Consider the following 16,106-nt stretch of genomic DNA (forward strand, 5'->3'; position numbering starts at 1 on the left):
CGTATAGTATAGGATATGCAAAAGCTATGAAAAAGAAGAGGAGGCCTCGCATGTTTAAAGTATTAAGAAAATTTAAACCGGCTGAATATTTAATCGCCTTGATTTCGACAGCCTTTATTGTCGCACAAGTATGGTTAGATTTGAAGCTACCTGACTACATGTCAGAAATTACGATGGTGATGCAAACACCAGGAAGTAAATTATCAGATTTAAAAGAACCAGGAATGTATATGGTGCTATGTGCCCTTGCAAGTTTAGTGGCAGCTATTATCGTTGGTTACTTTGCTTCTAAGTTAGCTACTAACTTAGCGCATCGTTTACGTCAAGAAGTCTTCGAAAAAGTTAATGCTTTTTCAATGGAAGAGATGCAACATTTTTCAATTGCAAGTTTAATCACACGTACGACCAATGATACCAGCCAAGTGCAAATGATTATCGCAATGGGGATGCAAGTGATGATCAAAGCGCCAATTATGGCGGTTTGGGCAATTAGCAAAATCGCTGGTAAAAACAGTGAGTGGTCAATTGCGACAGCGGTAGCCGTAGTGGTGTTATTAATGTTAGTGGGTAGCATTGTCGTCTTTGCTTTACCAAAATTCAAAATTATTCAAACATTAACAGATAACTTAAACCGTGTCATGCGTGAAGGGCTAACGGGTGTCCGAGTTGTCCGTGCGTATAACGCGGAAAAATATCAAGAAGATAAATTTGAAGTAGCTAATGAAGACGTAACGAAAACGAACCTGTTCGTTGGTCGTATGATGGCCTTAATGATGCCAGGGATGAGCTTAATCATGAGTGGTTTATCATTATCGATTTACTGGATTGGGGCGTACTTAATTGATGCTGCTAAAGCAATGCCAGAAAGAATGCAGTTGTTCTCAGATATGATTGTATATTCATCTTATGCAATGCAAGTCGTGATGTCATTTATGATGTTAGTGATGATTTTCATCATGTTACCACGTGCCATGGTATCGGCTAACCGTATCAATGAAGTACTAGATACAGAGACTAAAATTATAGATGGTACCTTAACACAACAACCATGGGAAATGGGCGAAGTGGAATTTAGAAACGTTGATTTCCAATACCCAGATGCGGAAGAAAAAGTGTTAGAAAACATCTCATTTACTGCTTCACCAGGTGAAACAGTTGCCTTTATTGGTTCAACTGGTTCAGGTAAGAGTACCTTAATTAATTTATTAGCTCGTTTCTATGATGTAACAGCAGGTGGAATTTTAATTAATGGTAAAAACATTAAAGAATATAAATTAGAAGATTTATACAATAAAATTGGATATGTTTCTCAAAAAGCAACGATTTTCTCAGGTACCATTGAATCTAATGTCGCGTTTGGTGATAGTAAGTCAACTGAACCACATAGTGTTGAGGAAGCTTTACGCACAGCGAAAGGATTAGAGTTCGTTGAAAACATGGAAGGCGGCATCGAAGCCAAAGTGGAACAAGGGGGTTCAAACCTTTCAGGTGGTCAAAAACAACGTTTAGCGATTGCTAGAGCGATTCATAAAAACCCGGAAATCTTTATTTTTGATGATTCATTCTCAGCCTTAGATTACAAAACAGATAAAGAATTACGTGCGGAACTTGATTCACAACGTCGTGGGGCAACAACATTTATCGTGGCACAACGTATTGGAACCATCCGTAATGCCAACAAAATTATCGTATTAGATGAGGGCAAAATTGTTGGAATGGGTACTCATGATGAATTAATGGAAAACTGTTCAGTGTACCAAGAAATTGCTTACTCACAATTATCGAAGGAGGAATTGACTAATGGCTAGACCCATGCATGGTGGCGGAAGACCCGCTGAAAAAATAGACGCTAGTTTCTCCGATACGTGGGGAAAATTAATAAATTATTGTAAACAGTATATGCCAGCTATTTCGGTCGCGTTAATTGCGGCAATTGGCGGGGCAATCTTAACATTAATTGGTCCTAATAAATTAAGTGAATTGACAGACATTATTACTGAAGGCATGATGACCGAGGTTGATATGCCAGGTATTAAAAAAATTGCCATGACACTTTTAATGATTTACGTAGCAAGTGTGGTCCTATCTTATCTACAAGGTTTCATTATGACGACTATTACGCAACGTGTTTCTAAAAAAATGCGTGGTGATATTGCGACTAAAATCAATCGTTTGCCATTAAAATATTTAGATCAAACAAGTTATGGAGATACTTTATCCCGTGTAACAAATGATGTGGATACTATTTCCCAAACATTGAACCAAGGGATTGGTTCATTAGTGGCAGCTATCGCTCAGTTTTTAGGTGCGATAGTGATGATGTATTATACCGATTGGAGAATGGCAACAGTAGGGATTCTTTCTTCATTACTAGGCTTCGTCTTCATGATTACCATTATTTCTAAATCACAAGGTTATTTTGCCAAACAACAAAATTTACTAGGTGAATTAAATGGTCAAATTGAAGAAAGCTACAACGGTCATACTAATATCAAAGCCTACAATGCTCAACCAGAATTTATCCAAAACTTCACTCAAGTTAATGACAAGTTACGTAACTCTGCTCAAATGGCACAGTTCTTATCAGGTTTAATGATGCCATTAATGAATTTCATTGGAAATATTGGCTATGTAGCAGTCTGTGTAACAGGGGCTAGCTTAGTAATCGATGGTAAAATTACTATTGGGGTTATTGTAGCGTTTATGTTATATATTCGCTTGTTTACTCAACCTTTATCAAATATCGCACAATCAATGACAAGTTTACAATCAACGGGTGCTGCTAGTTACCGTGTCTTCGGCTTATTAGAAGAAGCGGAGATGACAGATGAGTCTGACTTGATGCAACACATTGATAACGTCAAAGGTGATGTGACGTTTGAACATGTTTCATTTGGTTATGACGAAGATAAAATGATTATCAAAGATTTCTCAGCTAATGTTAAATCGGGTCAAAAAATTGCGATAGTAGGGCCAACAGGAGCTGGTAAATCAACACTGGTTAATTTATTGATGAAATTCTATGAAGTCAATGAGGGTGAAATCACCATTGACGGTTATCCATTATCAACATTATCACGTAAAGCCATTCATGATGCATTTTGTATGGTACTACAAGATACATGGATGTTTGAAGGAACGATTCGTGAGAATTTGATTTACTCAGAAGAAGGCGCGACGGAAGAACGCATGCGTGAAGTATGTAAAGCGGTCGGTGTAGAGCACTTCATCAAAACGTTATCGAAAGGTTATGACACAGTCTTAGATGACAATACGTCATTATCAGCGGGTCAAAAACAATTAGTAACGATAGCGCGTGCGATGTTGAAAGATTCACCAATGTTGATTTTGGATGAAGCAACAAGTTCCGTTGATACACGTACAGAAATCTTAATTCAACAAGCCATGGATAAATTAATGGAAGGCCGTACATCGTTTGTTATTGCCCATCGTTTATCAACGATTAAAGATGCCGATTTGATTTTAGTCATGAAAGATGGTCAAATCATCGAACAAGGTAATCATGATGAATTGATTGAACAAAAAGGCTTCTATGAAGAGTTGTATAACAGCCAATTTACCGAAACAGAAATGGCGTAAGTTTTATTCTTGCATATTATTAGGGAATAAGTTACACTAGTAATATCTTAAATGAACACGTCCTTTAGGGGAGTAACCAGCATATTCGTGCGATGTTATCAACAGTAAGTAAGTTTTTAAACAAAACTTTCTGGTAGCATATTAAATGGTGAGACCTAAAACAAGCAGAAGCTTGTTTTAGGTCTCACTTTTTTTGCGTGTAAATGGGACATTCTTGAGGACGATAGAAAGGGAAGACAGAATGGAAAAAAAGTATTATCAACAATCACTTGAGGAAGTAATTCAAAATACTCAAGCTAGTATATCAGGCTTAACGAAAGAAGAGGTACAAAAACGCCAAGAATTAAGTGGGTTTAATGAGTTAGCAGGTAAGAAAAAAAAGAGTAGTTTAGCGCTTTTTATCGATACCTTTAAAGACGCGATGGTTATTGTATTATTAGTGGTGACACTAGTTCAAGTTATCATGGGGGCGCATATTGAAGCGATAGTTATTTTTTCTGTTTTAATGCTAAACTCAATTGTTAGTGTTATCCAAGCAAAAAAAGCAGAAGGTTCTCTTGATGCTTTAAAAAATTTATCAGCACCTGAAGCTAAAGTATTAAGAGATGGGCAAGAAGTGACGATCCCTGCTAAAGACATTGTTGTGGGTGATATTGTTTTATTAGATGCGGGAGACTATGTACCAGCAGATGGGCGTTTAATAGAAGCAGCCTCTTTGAAAGTTGATGAGGGTATGTTGACGGGTGAATCAGTTCCTGCAGAAAAGGAAGTGACTGTTATAAATCAGACTGCTCCGATTGGAGATCGTATCAATAGCGTGTACAGCGGAACGATTGTCACTTATGGTCGTGGTCAGTTTGTCGTAACGGGTATTGCTAATCAAACGGAAATTGGTCAAGTAGCAGATATGTTAGAGTCGACTGATGAACACAAAACACCTTTGCAACGTGGTTTAGATAAATTCAGCCATAAGTTAAGCTTTGCAATTTTAGGGTTGTCTTTAGTTATTTTAGCTGTGCAAGTGGCACGTATTTTCTTAGGTAGTGGTTCAGGTAACTTAGTACAAGATATCGTGAATGCCTTCATGTTTGCCGTTGCAGTCGCTGTTGCGGCTATTCCAGAAGCTCTGCAATCCATTGTGACAATTGTATTATCAATTGGAACCAAAAAAATGGCCAAGAAAAATGCCATTATTCGTCAATTGCCAGCAGTTGAAACGTTAGGCTCAGCAAGTGTGATTTGTACAGATAAAACAGGCACACTAACGCAAAATAAAATGACAGTAGTCGATTACTATTTAGCTAATGGTGAACAGAATGGCTTGGAAGGGTCGTTTGAAACATCATCAGTAGATGAAGCTAAATTAATGCAAATTAGTTTATTAGTTAATGATGCCAAAGTAACGGCTGATGGTAAAAAATTAGGTGATCCAACTGAAATTGCTTTAATTGATTATGGTTTGAAACAGCAAGCAGATATTGGAAAGTTGTTAACAACATTTCCTCGATTGGCTGAATTACCGTTCGACTCAGAGCGTAAACTAATGTCTACTTCGCATGAAATTAACGGAGAAAGACAATTATTAACAAAAGGTGCCCCTGATGTTTTATTGAACCGCTCAACCCAAGCATTAGTCAATGGTGAAGTGGTCCCAATGACTAAAGAGCGTTTAACTGCCATTAAGAAGCAAAATGAAGCATTCGCTGAGCGTGCGTTACGTGTATTGGCTTTTGGCTATAAAGTATTAGAAAATCAAAATGAACTTGATTTAGAAGATGAGTCGGACTTTGTGTTTGTAGGGTTACTAGCAATGATAGATCCGCCGCGTGAAGAAGTTTATGGTGCGATTCAAGAAGCTAAAGAAGCTGGAATTAAAACGGTAATGATTACTGGTGACCACAAAACAACGGCAGTTGCCATTGCCAAAGACATCGGTATATTTGCTAAAGGTGACATGGCGTTAACAGGGACAGAACTAGATTTGTTGAATGATAAAGAGTTAGCTAATTATTTAGAAAAAATTAGTGTCTATGCACGTGTTTCTCCAGAAAACAAAATTAGAATTGTTCGTGCTTGGCAAGAAAAAGGTCATGTCTCAGCGATGACGGGTGACGGTGTAAACGATGCACCTGCACTTAAACAAGCGGATATTGGTATTGCCATGGGAACAGGAACAGATGTTGCAAAAGATGCAGCCGCAATGGTTTTAACAGATGATAACTTTGCTTCAATTATTAGTGCAGTTTCAGTTGGACGTAATGTCTTTGACAATATTAAAAAAGCTATTGCTTATCTATTTGCCGGAAATCTAGGGGCCATTTTAGCAATTATTTTTGCTTTAATTGTTGGATGGGATAGTCCGTTTACGGCGTTACAGTTATTGTTTATTAACTTAGTGAATGATTCCTTGCCAGCAATTGCCTTAGGGATGGAAAAAGCGGAGCCAACGATTATGAAGCGTGCCCCTCGTAATCCAAACGAAGGGATCTTCTCAGGCGATACCTTTGTCTCGGTTGCTTACCGAGGTGCTTTAATTGGTGTTATGGTTGTGATTGCCCAGTATATTGGGATGCAAACATCAGCTCAGCTAGGTGTTGCTATGGCCTTTTCAACATTAATTTGGGCTCGTACGTTGCAAACTTTTGCTGCACGTAGTAATACTGAAACTACAATTCAAGCTGGTTTCTTTAAAAACAAAGTAGTTGTATGGGCAGTAGTCATTTGTAGCTTATTGTACTTTGTGACATTATTACCGGTGATGCGTCCGATTTTTGCAATTCCTGGTAATTTTGGCTTTATGCAAGTTGGAATTAGTTTAGGTTTAGCTCTAGCAGCTGTTTTATTAATGGAAACAACTAAGTATGTATTAAATAAAAAAGAACATAACGTTTCTGTTAACTCTGCTGTGATGGAAAAATAATTTTGTATATAAAAAAAGGAACTTTCCCCTCAATCAATAAGAGGGGAGAGTTCCTTTTAGTTTGTTCCTAATTAATTAAAACATCTTAAATACTAATACCGCAATTATTGCGCCGATAATTGGTCCAATGATTGGAACTAAAGCATAGCCCCAGTCAGAGTCTCCTTTGTTTTTGATTGGTAAAAATGCATGAGCAATTCTTGGGCCTAGGTCACGGGCCGGGTTAATCGCATAACCAGTTGGTCCTCCTAATGAAAGACCAACGGCTAAGATAACAGCACCAACGGCAAAGACATTGTTACCAAATTGTAAGTCGTTGTTGCCAAACGCTAATAAAGCTAATACTAACACGAAGGTTCCAATCGCTTCGGTAATCATATTCGCTGGTAAATTGCGAATAGCAGGACCAGTTGCAAATGTACCTAAAATAGCGCCTTGATCTTCCGTTTCATCCCAATGTGGTAAATATGCTAACCAAACTAAAATGGCACCAACAATCGCCCCTAAGACTTGCGCAATAATAAATGGTATCACTAATCCCCACGAAATATTACCATTCATTGCCATGGCGATTGTCACTGCTGGATTTAAATGAGCAGGCCCCATGAAACCTGAAATAAAGACTGCGATGGTTACGGCCATTGCCCAACCAAATGCAATGACGATCCAACCGGCATTTTGCGCTTTACTTTTGTTTAAATTACAGGCCGCACAAACGCCGCCCCCTAATAAAATTAAAATTGCAGTTCCAATAAATTCACCCATAATTTGTGTCATATCTGCTGACATATTTCTTCGCCTCTTTCTTTAAATGAGTACAGGTTCAAAGAGACTAACCACTAATTGACGTACTCTTTGAACCTGCTGTTGCTTGTAAAAAAATTTTTTATGCTTCGTTAGGTTTAAAAGCACGCGTCGCTGTTACCGCGTTTTGCCAACCATTATATAACTTGTTGCGACGTTCTGTGGTCATTTCTGGTTCAAAACGTCCACCTTCGCTATAACTTTCTTTGATTTCATCGATATCTTTCCAGTAACCAACGGCTAGACCGGCTAAGAAAGCAGCACCCAAGGCAGTTGTTTCTAAGTTAGACGCACGTTGAATTGGTTTGTCTAGAATGTCAGATTGGAATTGCATTAAGTAGCCATTATTAGCGGCACCGCCATCCACTTTCAAGACAGGGATTTCGATACCTGTATCATCTTCCATCGTGTCGATAATATCTTTTACTTGATAAGCAATCGATTGTAAGGTTGCTTTCACTAAATCATTTTGAGTAGTACCACGTGTTAGACCAAACATCGCCCCCCGAGCATCTTGATCCCAATAAGGTGCGCCTAATCCTACGAAAGCGGGCACAACATAGACTTCATCATCATTAGTTGAAGCCAAAGCCATAGCTTCAGATTCTTTTGAATCGGTCATCATTTTAAGACCGTCACGTAACCATTGAATCGATGAGCCAGCTACAAAAATACTACCTTCAAGCGCATAATAAACTTTGCCATTAATACCATAACCGATAGTTGTTAATAAATTATTTTTTGATAATTGTGGTTTTTCGCCAGTATTCATGACGATAAACGAGCCGGTACCGTAAGTGTTTTTAACCATACCAGGTTCAAAAGCCATTTGACCGAATAGGGCAGCTTGTTGGTCTCCAGCCATTCCCGCAATGGGTGCATTGTTTCCGTAAAAATGATAATCTTCCGTATAGCCGTAAATTTCAGAGTTTGAACAAACTTTAGGCAACATTGAATTAGGAATATTTAATAAATCAAGAATTTCTTGATCCCATTGTAATTCGTGGATGTTAAACATCATCGTACGACTTGCGTTTGAGTAGTCTGTTACATGCGTTTTACCACCTGATAATTTCCAAGTTAGCCAAGTATCGATTGTTCCGAATAGTAATTCGCCTTTATCCGCTTGTTCTTGTGCGCCTTCGACGTTATCCAAAATCCAACGAACTTTAGTAGCTGAAAAATAAGAATCGATAATCAAACCAGTTTTTTTATGGAAAAATTCACTTTTGCCGTCAGCTTTCAACTGGTCGGCGATGCCTGCTGATTGACGAGACTGCCAAACGATGGCGTTGTAAATTGGTTTGCCGGTTTTTTTCTCCCAAACAACCGTTGTTTCACGTTGGTTCGTAATACCTATACCTGCAATTTGATCTGGTTTAATGCCACTTTCGATAAATACACCAGCGATAACGGATTGAACAGAGTTCCAAATTTCATTCGGATTGTGTTCTACCCAACCTTCAACTGGGAAATACTGAGTGAATTCTTTTTGTGAACTGGCAATTTGCTCCCCGGCGCGATTATAAATGATCGCTCTTGAACTTGTGGTACCTTGATCGATGGCCATGATAAACATATTTTCGTGCATGTAACTTCCTCCTTCAAATTTAGGTAAGCGTTTTCTTTTGTGAAACTATCTTAATTCTAAAGATAAATCATTAGTTTTTCAAGCTAAAAATAAGAGAACATTTATTTTTATTAGAAAAGTGAATTTTTAGGTGAATAATGTTTTATAATAGATTGTAAAGGAGGGAGAACATGAAAGAGCCATCGATTTATGAAAGACTGTCTGATAACCCCATTATCGCAGCAATTAAAGAAGAAAGTGAATTGGACTTGCTACTTGATTCAGAGGTTGAAGTTATTTTTATTTTACAATCGACTATCTTTAATATTGCCCATATTTCTGAAAAAATTAAGGAGAGTGGCAAGGTAGGTTTTATACATTTTGGTTTTGTTAAAGGGTTGAGTGAAGATGAAATGGGTTTGAGATATTTGAGAGAACATACACAGTTTCAAGGAATTATTTTAACAAAAGTGAATCAAATAAAAGCAGCTAAATCTTTAGGATTTTTAACTGTTCATCGTATTTTCATGTTAGATTCGATTTCACTAGAATCCCTTAAACATTTGAAACAAGATACTTCCCCTGATTTTGTAGAAATTTTACCCAACAGTAGTGGGAAAGTTATCAAATTAGTACAAGGTGTTATTAAGCGGCCATTAATTGTAAGCGGTTTGATACTAGATAAAGAAGACATTATTAATGCCTTAAGTTTTGGAGCCATCGCGATTTCTTCAACTAATCGTCAAGTCTGGGGAATGTAATAAAGCGCTTGCATAGTTGCTTCAATCGTTTTATAATTAAGTCAATCAAATAAGATGCAAGAGAGAGCGTGCACTGAAAAAAGTCTCATTAACGTGAGGCCTGTTCAGTGCACGCTTTTTGCAATAGGAGGATAGCGATGTATGATATAACCATTATCGGAGCGGGGATTACGGGTGCTTCGATTGCGTATGAATTAAGTAAATACGACGTAAAAGTATGCGTGCTAGAAGCTGAAAATGATGTTGCGATGAAGACTACCAAAGCTAATAGTGCGATTCTACACGCTGGGTATGACCCGAAATCAGGTTCATTAAACGCTAAACTAAATGTTAAAGGAGCAGCGTTAGCAAAAGAGTTGTGTCGAAAGTTAGATGTCCCAAGAAAACAAATCGGGTCACTTGTGGTAGCTTTTTCAGAAGAAGATTTGGCGACTATTCAAGACTTATATGAACGTGGTGTTGCTAATGGTGTACCAGCTATTCAATTATTATCCAAAGAAGAAACATTAGCAAAAGAACCAAATTTAAATGAAGAAATTTATGGTGCACTCTATGCACCATCTGCGGCAGTTGTTAATCCATGGGAGTTTACGATTGCTTTAGCCGAAGTGGCAATTAAAAACGGGGTGATGTTCCATTTTAATCAAAAAGTCAATGATATCGTTTCTGATAAATCAGGTTTTAGTATCCAAACTCAGAACCAAACCTTCCAGACAAAATGGGTTATTAACGCAGCTGGCGTGACGGCAGGAGATATTCATGAAATGGTTGCACCGCCAACGTTTAAAATAATTCCCTGTCGTGGAGAGTACTACTTATTAGACTTACAAGAGCAAGGGACAGTCAATCATATTGTGTTTCAATGTCCAACTAAGGTCGGTAAAGGGATATTGGTTGCACCAACTACTCATGGCAATATTATAGTCGGACCAAATGCCGAAGATATTGCTAGTGAGCTAGTCAACACGGGGGAAGATGTGGCAAATACGCGTCACGGTTTAGCCGAAGTGGCAGAGGGCGCACGCAAAAGTGTTCCCAATATTAATCTTGCCAATTCAATTCGGAATTTTTCAGGTGTGCGTGCTAATACAGACAGAGAAGATTTTATTATCGAAAAAGTCATTGACCAGTTTTACGATGTGGCGGGCATTAAATCGCCAGGTTTAACAGCAGCTCCAGCAATTGCGTTGCATTTATTGAGATTGATGGTTGATGATGGCCTATTGTTACCAAAAAAAGACGACTACGTGGATTCTCGTTCGCGTATTCATTTTAATGAAGCGACAATTGAAGAAAAGCAAACCTTGATAAAAGAGAACCCTGATTACGGCCGAATTATTTGTCGCTGTGAAAATATAACAGAAGGTGATATACGTCACGCTTTACATCAAACGCTACCCGCTGTATCAGTTGAAGGTGTTAAGCGTCGGACTATCGCAGGTATGGGGCGTTGCCAAGGTGGTTTTTGTGGGCCACGGGTGGTTGAAATTATCGCAGATGAGTTGAATATTTCACCATTAGAAGTTGACTTAGATCGCTTTAATAGTCATATTTTAACGGCACCATCTAAGGAGGAAAAGCAATATGTATGATTTAATAGTCGTCGGAGGTGGACCAGCCGGTTTAGCAGCCGCTTTAAGTGCTTACGAAAATGGCTGTGACAATATATTAATTATTGAGCGTGATTTAGAGTTGGGTGGTATATTAAATCAATGTATTCACAACGGTTTTGGCTTACATTATTTCAAAGAAGAGTTGACAGGTCCTGAGTATGCAGCGCGTTTTATTGAAAAGGTCAATCAAACATCGATTCAAACCCTACTGGATACTATTGTGTTAAAAATAACCGAAGATAAATCAGTCCATGTGATGAATAAAACAGATGGTTATCAAATTTTACAAGCTAAAGCGATTGTATTGGCGATGGGCTGTCGTGAACGTACAAGAGGGGCGATTCAATTACCAGGTGCTCGTCCAGCTGGGATTATGACAGCCGGTGCTGCCCAACGTTACGTCAATATGGAAGGGTACATGGTGGGAAAAAAAGTCGTGATTCTAGGTTCAGGTGATATTGGGTTGATTATGGCTCGTCGGATGACACTTGAAGGGGCTAAAGTCTTGGCGTGTATTGAAGTTATGCCATATTCAGGCGGATTAAATCGTAATATTGTTCAATGTTTAAATGACTTTGAAATTCCACTATATCTATCACACAGTATTATTGATATTAAAGGTAAGGAACGACTAGAGTCGATTACCATGGCAGCGCTTGATGAGCAACGTCAAGTGATCTCAGGAACCGAACAAGAAATTGCTTGTGATACGTTGCTCTTATCGGTGGGATTAATTCCTGAAAATGAATTATCTCGTCAAGTCGGTATTGAAATCGATAGCAAAACCAAAGGGCCATTAGTATTTGAAAATCGCGAAACGTCGATACCTGGTATCTTTGCCTGTGGGAATGTCTTACATGTTCATGATTTAGTTGATCATGTGAGTGCTGAAAGCCAATTAGCCGGTGAAGCTGCTGCGCACTATATTAGAGGAATAAATGAAGAACCCCAGCAGCAAACCATTTCAGTTACGAATGGTGAGGGAATTTCATATGTCTTACCCCAAAAACTTCGTCCAGAGCAATTGGATAAAAAAGTTGAAATATATTTTAGAGTGAATCGTATCATAGAAAATGGTGAGATTATTGTGTCATATCAAGGGCAAGAATTAACCACATTTAAGAAAAAAGATTTAGCACCAGGCGAGATGGAAACCATCAAACTTAGGAAAAAACATTTAGGCAACACGCCAATTGATGAACTAACGTTAACAGTGAAGGAGGTAGTAAACTAATGGCGGATATCATTTGTATCGTCTGTCCTAAAGGTTGTCACCTACAAGTCGATGAAGAAAACGGTTATAAAGTGACAGGAAATAATTGTAAAAAAGGGGTTGTCTATGGTCAACAAGAATTAATTAATCCTGTGCGCACGATTACTTCAACATGTAAAATAACGCATGCCATGTTACCACGTGTGCCAGTCAAAACAACGGAAGCTATACCAAAAGGGAAAATGATGGATGTGATGCATCAAATTAATCATATCGAACTTGAAGCACCGGTTCATATTGGTGATGTAATTATCGAAAATGTTTCAGATACTGGCATTAATGTGGTTGCATGTCGTGATATGGAAGCCGTACAATAGAGATAACTAGAAATAGTAACAAAAAAAGAGTTCACACAAGGAAAAATTAGGAGGAAATTAATATGACATTAGTAAAAATCGCTTACGCATCAAATACTGGGAATACGGAAGGCATCTCAGAACATTTAGAAGAAGCCTTTGAAGCATTAGAAATGGAAGTTGTTAGAGAAATCGCTGATGATATCGATGAAGATTTCTTTGAGGATGCAGATATTGCCGTGGTTGCTACATTCACTGATGGTGACGGTGAATTACCAACTGATTTTGAAGAATTTTATGAAGATATCGAAGAGGTTGATTTAAGTGGGAAAGTCTTTGGCGTTGTTGGTAGTGGAGATAGCGAACTGTATGCAGATTACTTCTGTGAGGCAGCAAATATGTTTGAACAAATGTTAGTCAAGACAGGTGCTAAAAAAGGTGCTGAAACGTTAAAAATAGAAAACGATGCCGATGATGATGATATCGAAGCAATTAAAGCTTTTGCTAAACAATTAGTTGAAGCTACTAATTAAAAGATAAAAAGTTAAAAGCCCATGACGTTAGCGTGAAAGCGAAGCGTCATGGGCTATTTTGTTAGTTAAGAAATTTTTCCAAAGCGTGGGCAATGCCGTCCTCATCGTTAGATTGGGTAATATATTGTGCAACGGCTTTTACTTCTTCTTTGGCGTTACCCATAGCCACACCAATACCAGCATATTCTAGCATGGTTAAATCATTTAATCCATCACCAAAAGCTATCACTTCGTGTCGTTTAATGTCTAATGGTTCTAAAACAGCAGCTAGAGCGGCAGCTTTATCAATGTTTTTAGCAGTAAATTCAAAATAAAATGGTGCGGAAAAAGTACCAGTAACTTGCTCTAAAAACGGTGCATAGATGTCTTGGTGATGTTGTGCTAAGTAGTCCGGATCACCAGCAATTAACAGTTTATTCACGGGGAAGTTTACAAAGTCGGCTAAGCTAGATTTCTCAGCTAATAAGAAATTACCACCGCGTGCTTCATATTGAATGATATTAAACAGTTCTCCATCTTCCATTGTAATGGTGTGATTGAAGACATCATGAACATACATTGTCGTGTCGTCATTAATCATCGGAATAACATCAAATGTTTCTAAATGCTTAAGAATTTCTTTGGCTATTGTAATCTCAATCGCGCGATCAAAAACCACTTCTTCGTTGGTCATATCAATCACCCGTGAACCATTATAAGAAGCTAGAAAGCCGTGGTGCTTGGCTAACTCTAATTCTTTTGCAATGTGACGCATACCATTGGTTGGTCGACCAGAAGCCACAATCACTTTGATTCCTTGGGATTGAGCGTCTAATAAGGTTTGTTTAGTTTTGGCTGAAATCTGACGGTCGCTTGTAAATAACGTCCCGTCAATATCGAGGACAATCGCTTTAATAGTGGTCATATATGTGAACTCCTTTTAGATTAATAACTTGCCATAATTTCGATTAAATTGTTTTCTGGATCGGCAATCACCGCTTCATAATAGCCATCACCGGTTGTTCGCGGACCGTTTAATAGCGAATAACCAGCCGCGACTAACTGTTGCACCTTTTGATCCACTGCTTGTTGATCACCGACTTCGAGTGCCAAGTGAGCGTACCCTAATGCTTCAGAAGCAGGCGATGTGATATCTTCACGGTTCATAATTTCTAAACGGCCACCTGTTTCAAAAGATAAGAAATAAGAGCGGAAACCCGTCGTTTGATTATGATATAGTTCGCCAACTTGGGCATTAAAGAACGTTTCGTAAAAGTGCTTCATTTTTTCTAAATCAGCGACCCATAGGCCAATGTGTTCTATTTTCATAAGTAAAAACTCCTTTTAAATGTGATGAATGGTAATGCTTTCATTATAACATATCTTGAGTTGGACACATGTTTTGTTAAGAGATAATAAAAAACCAGTACCGTTATAACGAACGGTACTGGTTTAAATTTAAAATTATTGTGCTGTTCCGTTTTCTTTGGCTAATTCGTTACGATCGTAAATTTTAACGAATGGGTAGTAACAAATTACAGAAACGATAATTAAGACAATGTTTAGGACGGCTGCACGCCAGTCACCACCAGTTGCTAAGAAAGCACCGATTGGTCCAGGTAAAGTCCAAGGAGCTGTGACTGTTACGGGGTTAACTAAACCAGCTTTTGTAACAAACCAAGCGATGGTCGCACAAATCATTGGTGTTATCATGAATGGAATCATTAAGACGGGGTTTAATACAATCGGCACACCAAAGATAACCGGTTCGTTGATGTTGAAAATTGATGGCATAATAACGGCTTTACCAAGTTTAGAACCATATTTTGATTTCGCAACGAAGGCTAATAAAATAGCTAAACCGATGGTACAACCAGAACCACCAATCCAGATGAACCATTGGAAGAAAGGCTCAGCCGCAATATTTGGTAATGTTTCACCCGCTGCTTGAGCAGCTGTATTACCATCCAATAATTGTAACCATAAAGGACGAGCGACTGATCCGATAATTGATACACCATGAATCCCAAATACCCAGAAGAAAGTAATTAAGAAAATTAATAGTAACACACTTGGTAAGCTATCCGCAGCACTAACTAATGGTGTAACGACTTTCGCAATTGCTGTATGCCAGTCGAAACCTAAGAAGTAAGTGATAGTAGCCATACCTAAAATAACAACTAAAGTCGGTGTTAATGATTCAAATGAACGTGCAACTGAAGGCGGTACTTGTTCAGGCATCGTAATTTTGAATTTAGATTTGTCCATGATGCGATAAATTTCAACGGCGATGATTGAAGTAATAATCGCTACGAACATACCGCCACCACCTAAGTTAGCCATCGGTAAAACAAAACCAACAGCACCAGCAGCATCAGCAGCTTCAGCTGGAATGTTAACTGGAACAAAGGTTAATAAGAAAGCAATTGTCGCTAGGATACCACCAGAGATAACATCTAAGCCATATGTTTTAGATAAGCTAGCCCCAATTCCAAAGGTTGCATATAGTGACATGATATACATCGTCATACGATAAGGTAATAAAATAGTTGCTGCATTTTCTTGTAAGAATTGTGTGATTCCCCATGATTCAGGAAGTGGTGGGAAAGCGACAATTAAGAAAAATGATCCGATAATAATTAAGGGTAAAGTAGCGATAATCCCGTCACGAATCGCTCTTAAGTGACGTTGATTCGCTAATTTTGCCATCGGCCCAGCTAGATTCGTTTCGATAAAAGCTGTAAATTTGTCTAACAT

At 38.3% G+C, this 16,106-nt stretch carries 13 protein-coding genes; 8 read left to right on the forward strand and 5 right to left on the reverse strand.

The genetic code is table 11. The features are described 5' to 3' along the window. The first annotated feature begins 50 nt into the window (after positions 1–50). The 3 genes from FA707_RS02110 (at position 51) to FA707_RS02120 (ending at position 6,520) form a co-directional block, all read left to right on the forward strand. Positions 51–1,808: an ABC transporter ATP-binding protein gene (locus FA707_RS02110; protein WP_136952674.1), complete on the forward strand. Its 1,758-nt coding sequence runs from the start codon at positions 51–53 to the stop codon at positions 1,806–1,808. A 91-nt stretch (positions 1,809–1,899) separates the two neighbouring features. Beyond that, the gene (locus FA707_RS02115; RefSeq protein ID WP_425471313.1) at positions 1,900–3,600 is read left to right on the forward strand and encodes an ABC transporter ATP-binding protein; all 1,701 of its coding nucleotides are present in this window, start codon (positions 1,900–1,902) and stop codon (positions 3,598–3,600) included. Positions 3,601–3,841: 241 nt separating this feature from the next. Continuing rightward, positions 3,842–6,520: a cation-translocating P-type ATPase gene (locus FA707_RS02120; protein WP_136952676.1), complete on the forward strand. Its 2,679-nt coding sequence runs from the start codon at positions 3,842–3,844 to the stop codon at positions 6,518–6,520. Positions 6,521–6,595: 75 nt separating this feature from the next. On the opposite strand, the gene FA707_RS02125 is transcribed toward FA707_RS02120, so the two are convergent. Both FA707_RS02125 and glpK read right to left on the reverse strand, forming a co-directional pair. After that, a complete protein-coding gene (locus tag FA707_RS02125; protein WP_136952677.1) occupies positions 6,596–7,309 on the reverse strand; it encodes an MIP/aquaporin family protein in 714 nt (237 codons plus the stop codon). Positions 7,310–7,406: 97 nt separating this feature from the next. After that, a complete protein-coding gene (gene glpK / locus FA707_RS02130; RefSeq protein ID WP_136952678.1) occupies positions 7,407–8,915 on the reverse strand; it encodes a glycerol kinase GlpK in 1,509 nt (502 codons plus the stop codon). A gap of 170 nt (positions 8,916–9,085) precedes the next feature. On the opposite strand from glpK, the gene FA707_RS02135 reads away from it, so the two are divergent. The 5 genes from FA707_RS02135 (at position 9,086) to FA707_RS02155 (ending at position 13,370) form a co-directional block, all read left to right on the forward strand. After that, positions 9,086–9,655, forward strand: coding sequence for a glycerol-3-phosphate responsive antiterminator (locus FA707_RS02135; protein ID WP_136952679.1), 570 nt, complete (start codon positions 9,086–9,088; stop codon positions 9,653–9,655). Positions 9,656–9,792: 137 nt separating this feature from the next. Further along, entirely contained in the window at positions 9,793–11,247 is a 1,455-nt protein-coding gene (locus FA707_RS02140) for an NAD(P)/FAD-dependent oxidoreductase (protein ID WP_136952680.1), read from the forward strand. After that, positions 11,240–12,502, forward strand: coding sequence for an NAD(P)/FAD-dependent oxidoreductase (locus tag FA707_RS02145; protein ID WP_136952681.1), 1,263 nt, complete (start codon positions 11,240–11,242; stop codon positions 12,500–12,502). The genes FA707_RS02140 and FA707_RS02145 overlap by 8 nt, the downstream gene beginning before the upstream one ends. Then, positions 12,502–12,858, forward strand: coding sequence for a DUF1667 domain-containing protein (locus FA707_RS02150; RefSeq protein ID WP_136952682.1), 357 nt, complete (start codon positions 12,502–12,504; stop codon positions 12,856–12,858). The genes FA707_RS02145 and FA707_RS02150 overlap by 1 nt, the downstream gene beginning before the upstream one ends. Before the next feature lie 62 nt (positions 12,859–12,920). After that, positions 12,921–13,370 (forward strand): flavodoxin, encoded by a 450-nt coding sequence (locus FA707_RS02155; protein WP_136952683.1) that lies wholly within the window; start codon positions 12,921–12,923, stop codon positions 13,368–13,370. Between the two features lie 61 nt (positions 13,371–13,431). On the opposite strand, the gene FA707_RS02160 is transcribed toward FA707_RS02155, so the two are convergent. From FA707_RS02160 to FA707_RS02170, 3 genes are all read right to left on the reverse strand, one after another. Beyond that, positions 13,432–14,274, reverse strand: coding sequence for a Cof-type HAD-IIB family hydrolase (locus FA707_RS02160; RefSeq protein WP_136952684.1), 843 nt, complete (start codon positions 14,272–14,274; stop codon positions 13,432–13,434). A 20-nt stretch (positions 14,275–14,294) separates the two neighbouring features. Further along, positions 14,295–14,678 (reverse strand): VOC family protein, encoded by a 384-nt coding sequence (locus tag FA707_RS02165; protein ID WP_136952685.1) that lies wholly within the window; start codon positions 14,676–14,678, stop codon positions 14,295–14,297. Between the two features lie 135 nt (positions 14,679–14,813). Then, the gene (locus FA707_RS02170; RefSeq protein WP_136952686.1) at positions 14,814–16,106 is read right to left on the reverse strand and encodes a PTS sugar transporter subunit IIC; all 1,293 of its coding nucleotides are present in this window, start codon (positions 16,104–16,106) and stop codon (positions 14,814–14,816) included.

The organism is Vagococcus zengguangii (assembly GCF_005145005.1).
GTDB lineage: Bacteria > Bacillota > Bacilli > Lactobacillales > Vagococcaceae > Vagococcus_A > Vagococcus_A zengguangii.

Bases quoted from the DNA above. Each gene is read 5' to 3' on its own strand.
- FA707_RS02110 (WP_136952674.1), top strand. From the start codon at position 51: ATGTTTAAAGTATTAAGAAAATTTAAACCGGCTGAATATTTAATCGCC.
- FA707_RS02115 (WP_425471313.1), top strand. From the start codon at position 1,900: ATGCCAGCTATTTCGGTCGCGTTAATTGCGGCAATTGGCGGGGCAATC.
- FA707_RS02120 (WP_136952676.1), top strand. From the start codon at position 3,842: ATGGAAAAAAAGTATTATCAACAATCACTTGAGGAAGTAATTCAAAAT.
- FA707_RS02125 (WP_136952677.1), bottom strand. From the start codon at position 7,309: ATGTCAGCAGATATGACACAAATTATGGGTGAATTTATTGGAACTGCA.
- glpK (WP_136952678.1), bottom strand. From the start codon at position 8,915: ATGCACGAAAATATGTTTATCATGGCCATCGATCAAGGTACCACAAGT.
- FA707_RS02135 (WP_136952679.1), top strand. From the start codon at position 9,086: ATGAAAGAGCCATCGATTTATGAAAGACTGTCTGATAACCCCATTATC.
- FA707_RS02140 (WP_136952680.1), top strand. From the start codon at position 9,793: ATGTATGATATAACCATTATCGGAGCGGGGATTACGGGTGCTTCGATT.
- FA707_RS02145 (WP_136952681.1), top strand. From the start codon at position 11,240: ATGTATGATTTAATAGTCGTCGGAGGTGGACCAGCCGGTTTAGCAGCC.
- FA707_RS02150 (WP_136952682.1), top strand. From the start codon at position 12,502: ATGGCGGATATCATTTGTATCGTCTGTCCTAAAGGTTGTCACCTACAA.
- FA707_RS02155 (WP_136952683.1), top strand. From the start codon at position 12,921: ATGACATTAGTAAAAATCGCTTACGCATCAAATACTGGGAATACGGAA.
- FA707_RS02160 (WP_136952684.1), bottom strand. From the start codon at position 14,274: ATGACCACTATTAAAGCGATTGTCCTCGATATTGACGGGACGTTATTT.
- FA707_RS02165 (WP_136952685.1), bottom strand. From the start codon at position 14,678: ATGAAAATAGAACACATTGGCCTATGGGTCGCTGATTTAGAAAAAATG.
- FA707_RS02170 (WP_136952686.1), bottom strand. From the start codon at position 16,106: ATGTTAGACAAATTTACAGCTTTTATCGAAACGAATCTAGCTGGGCCG.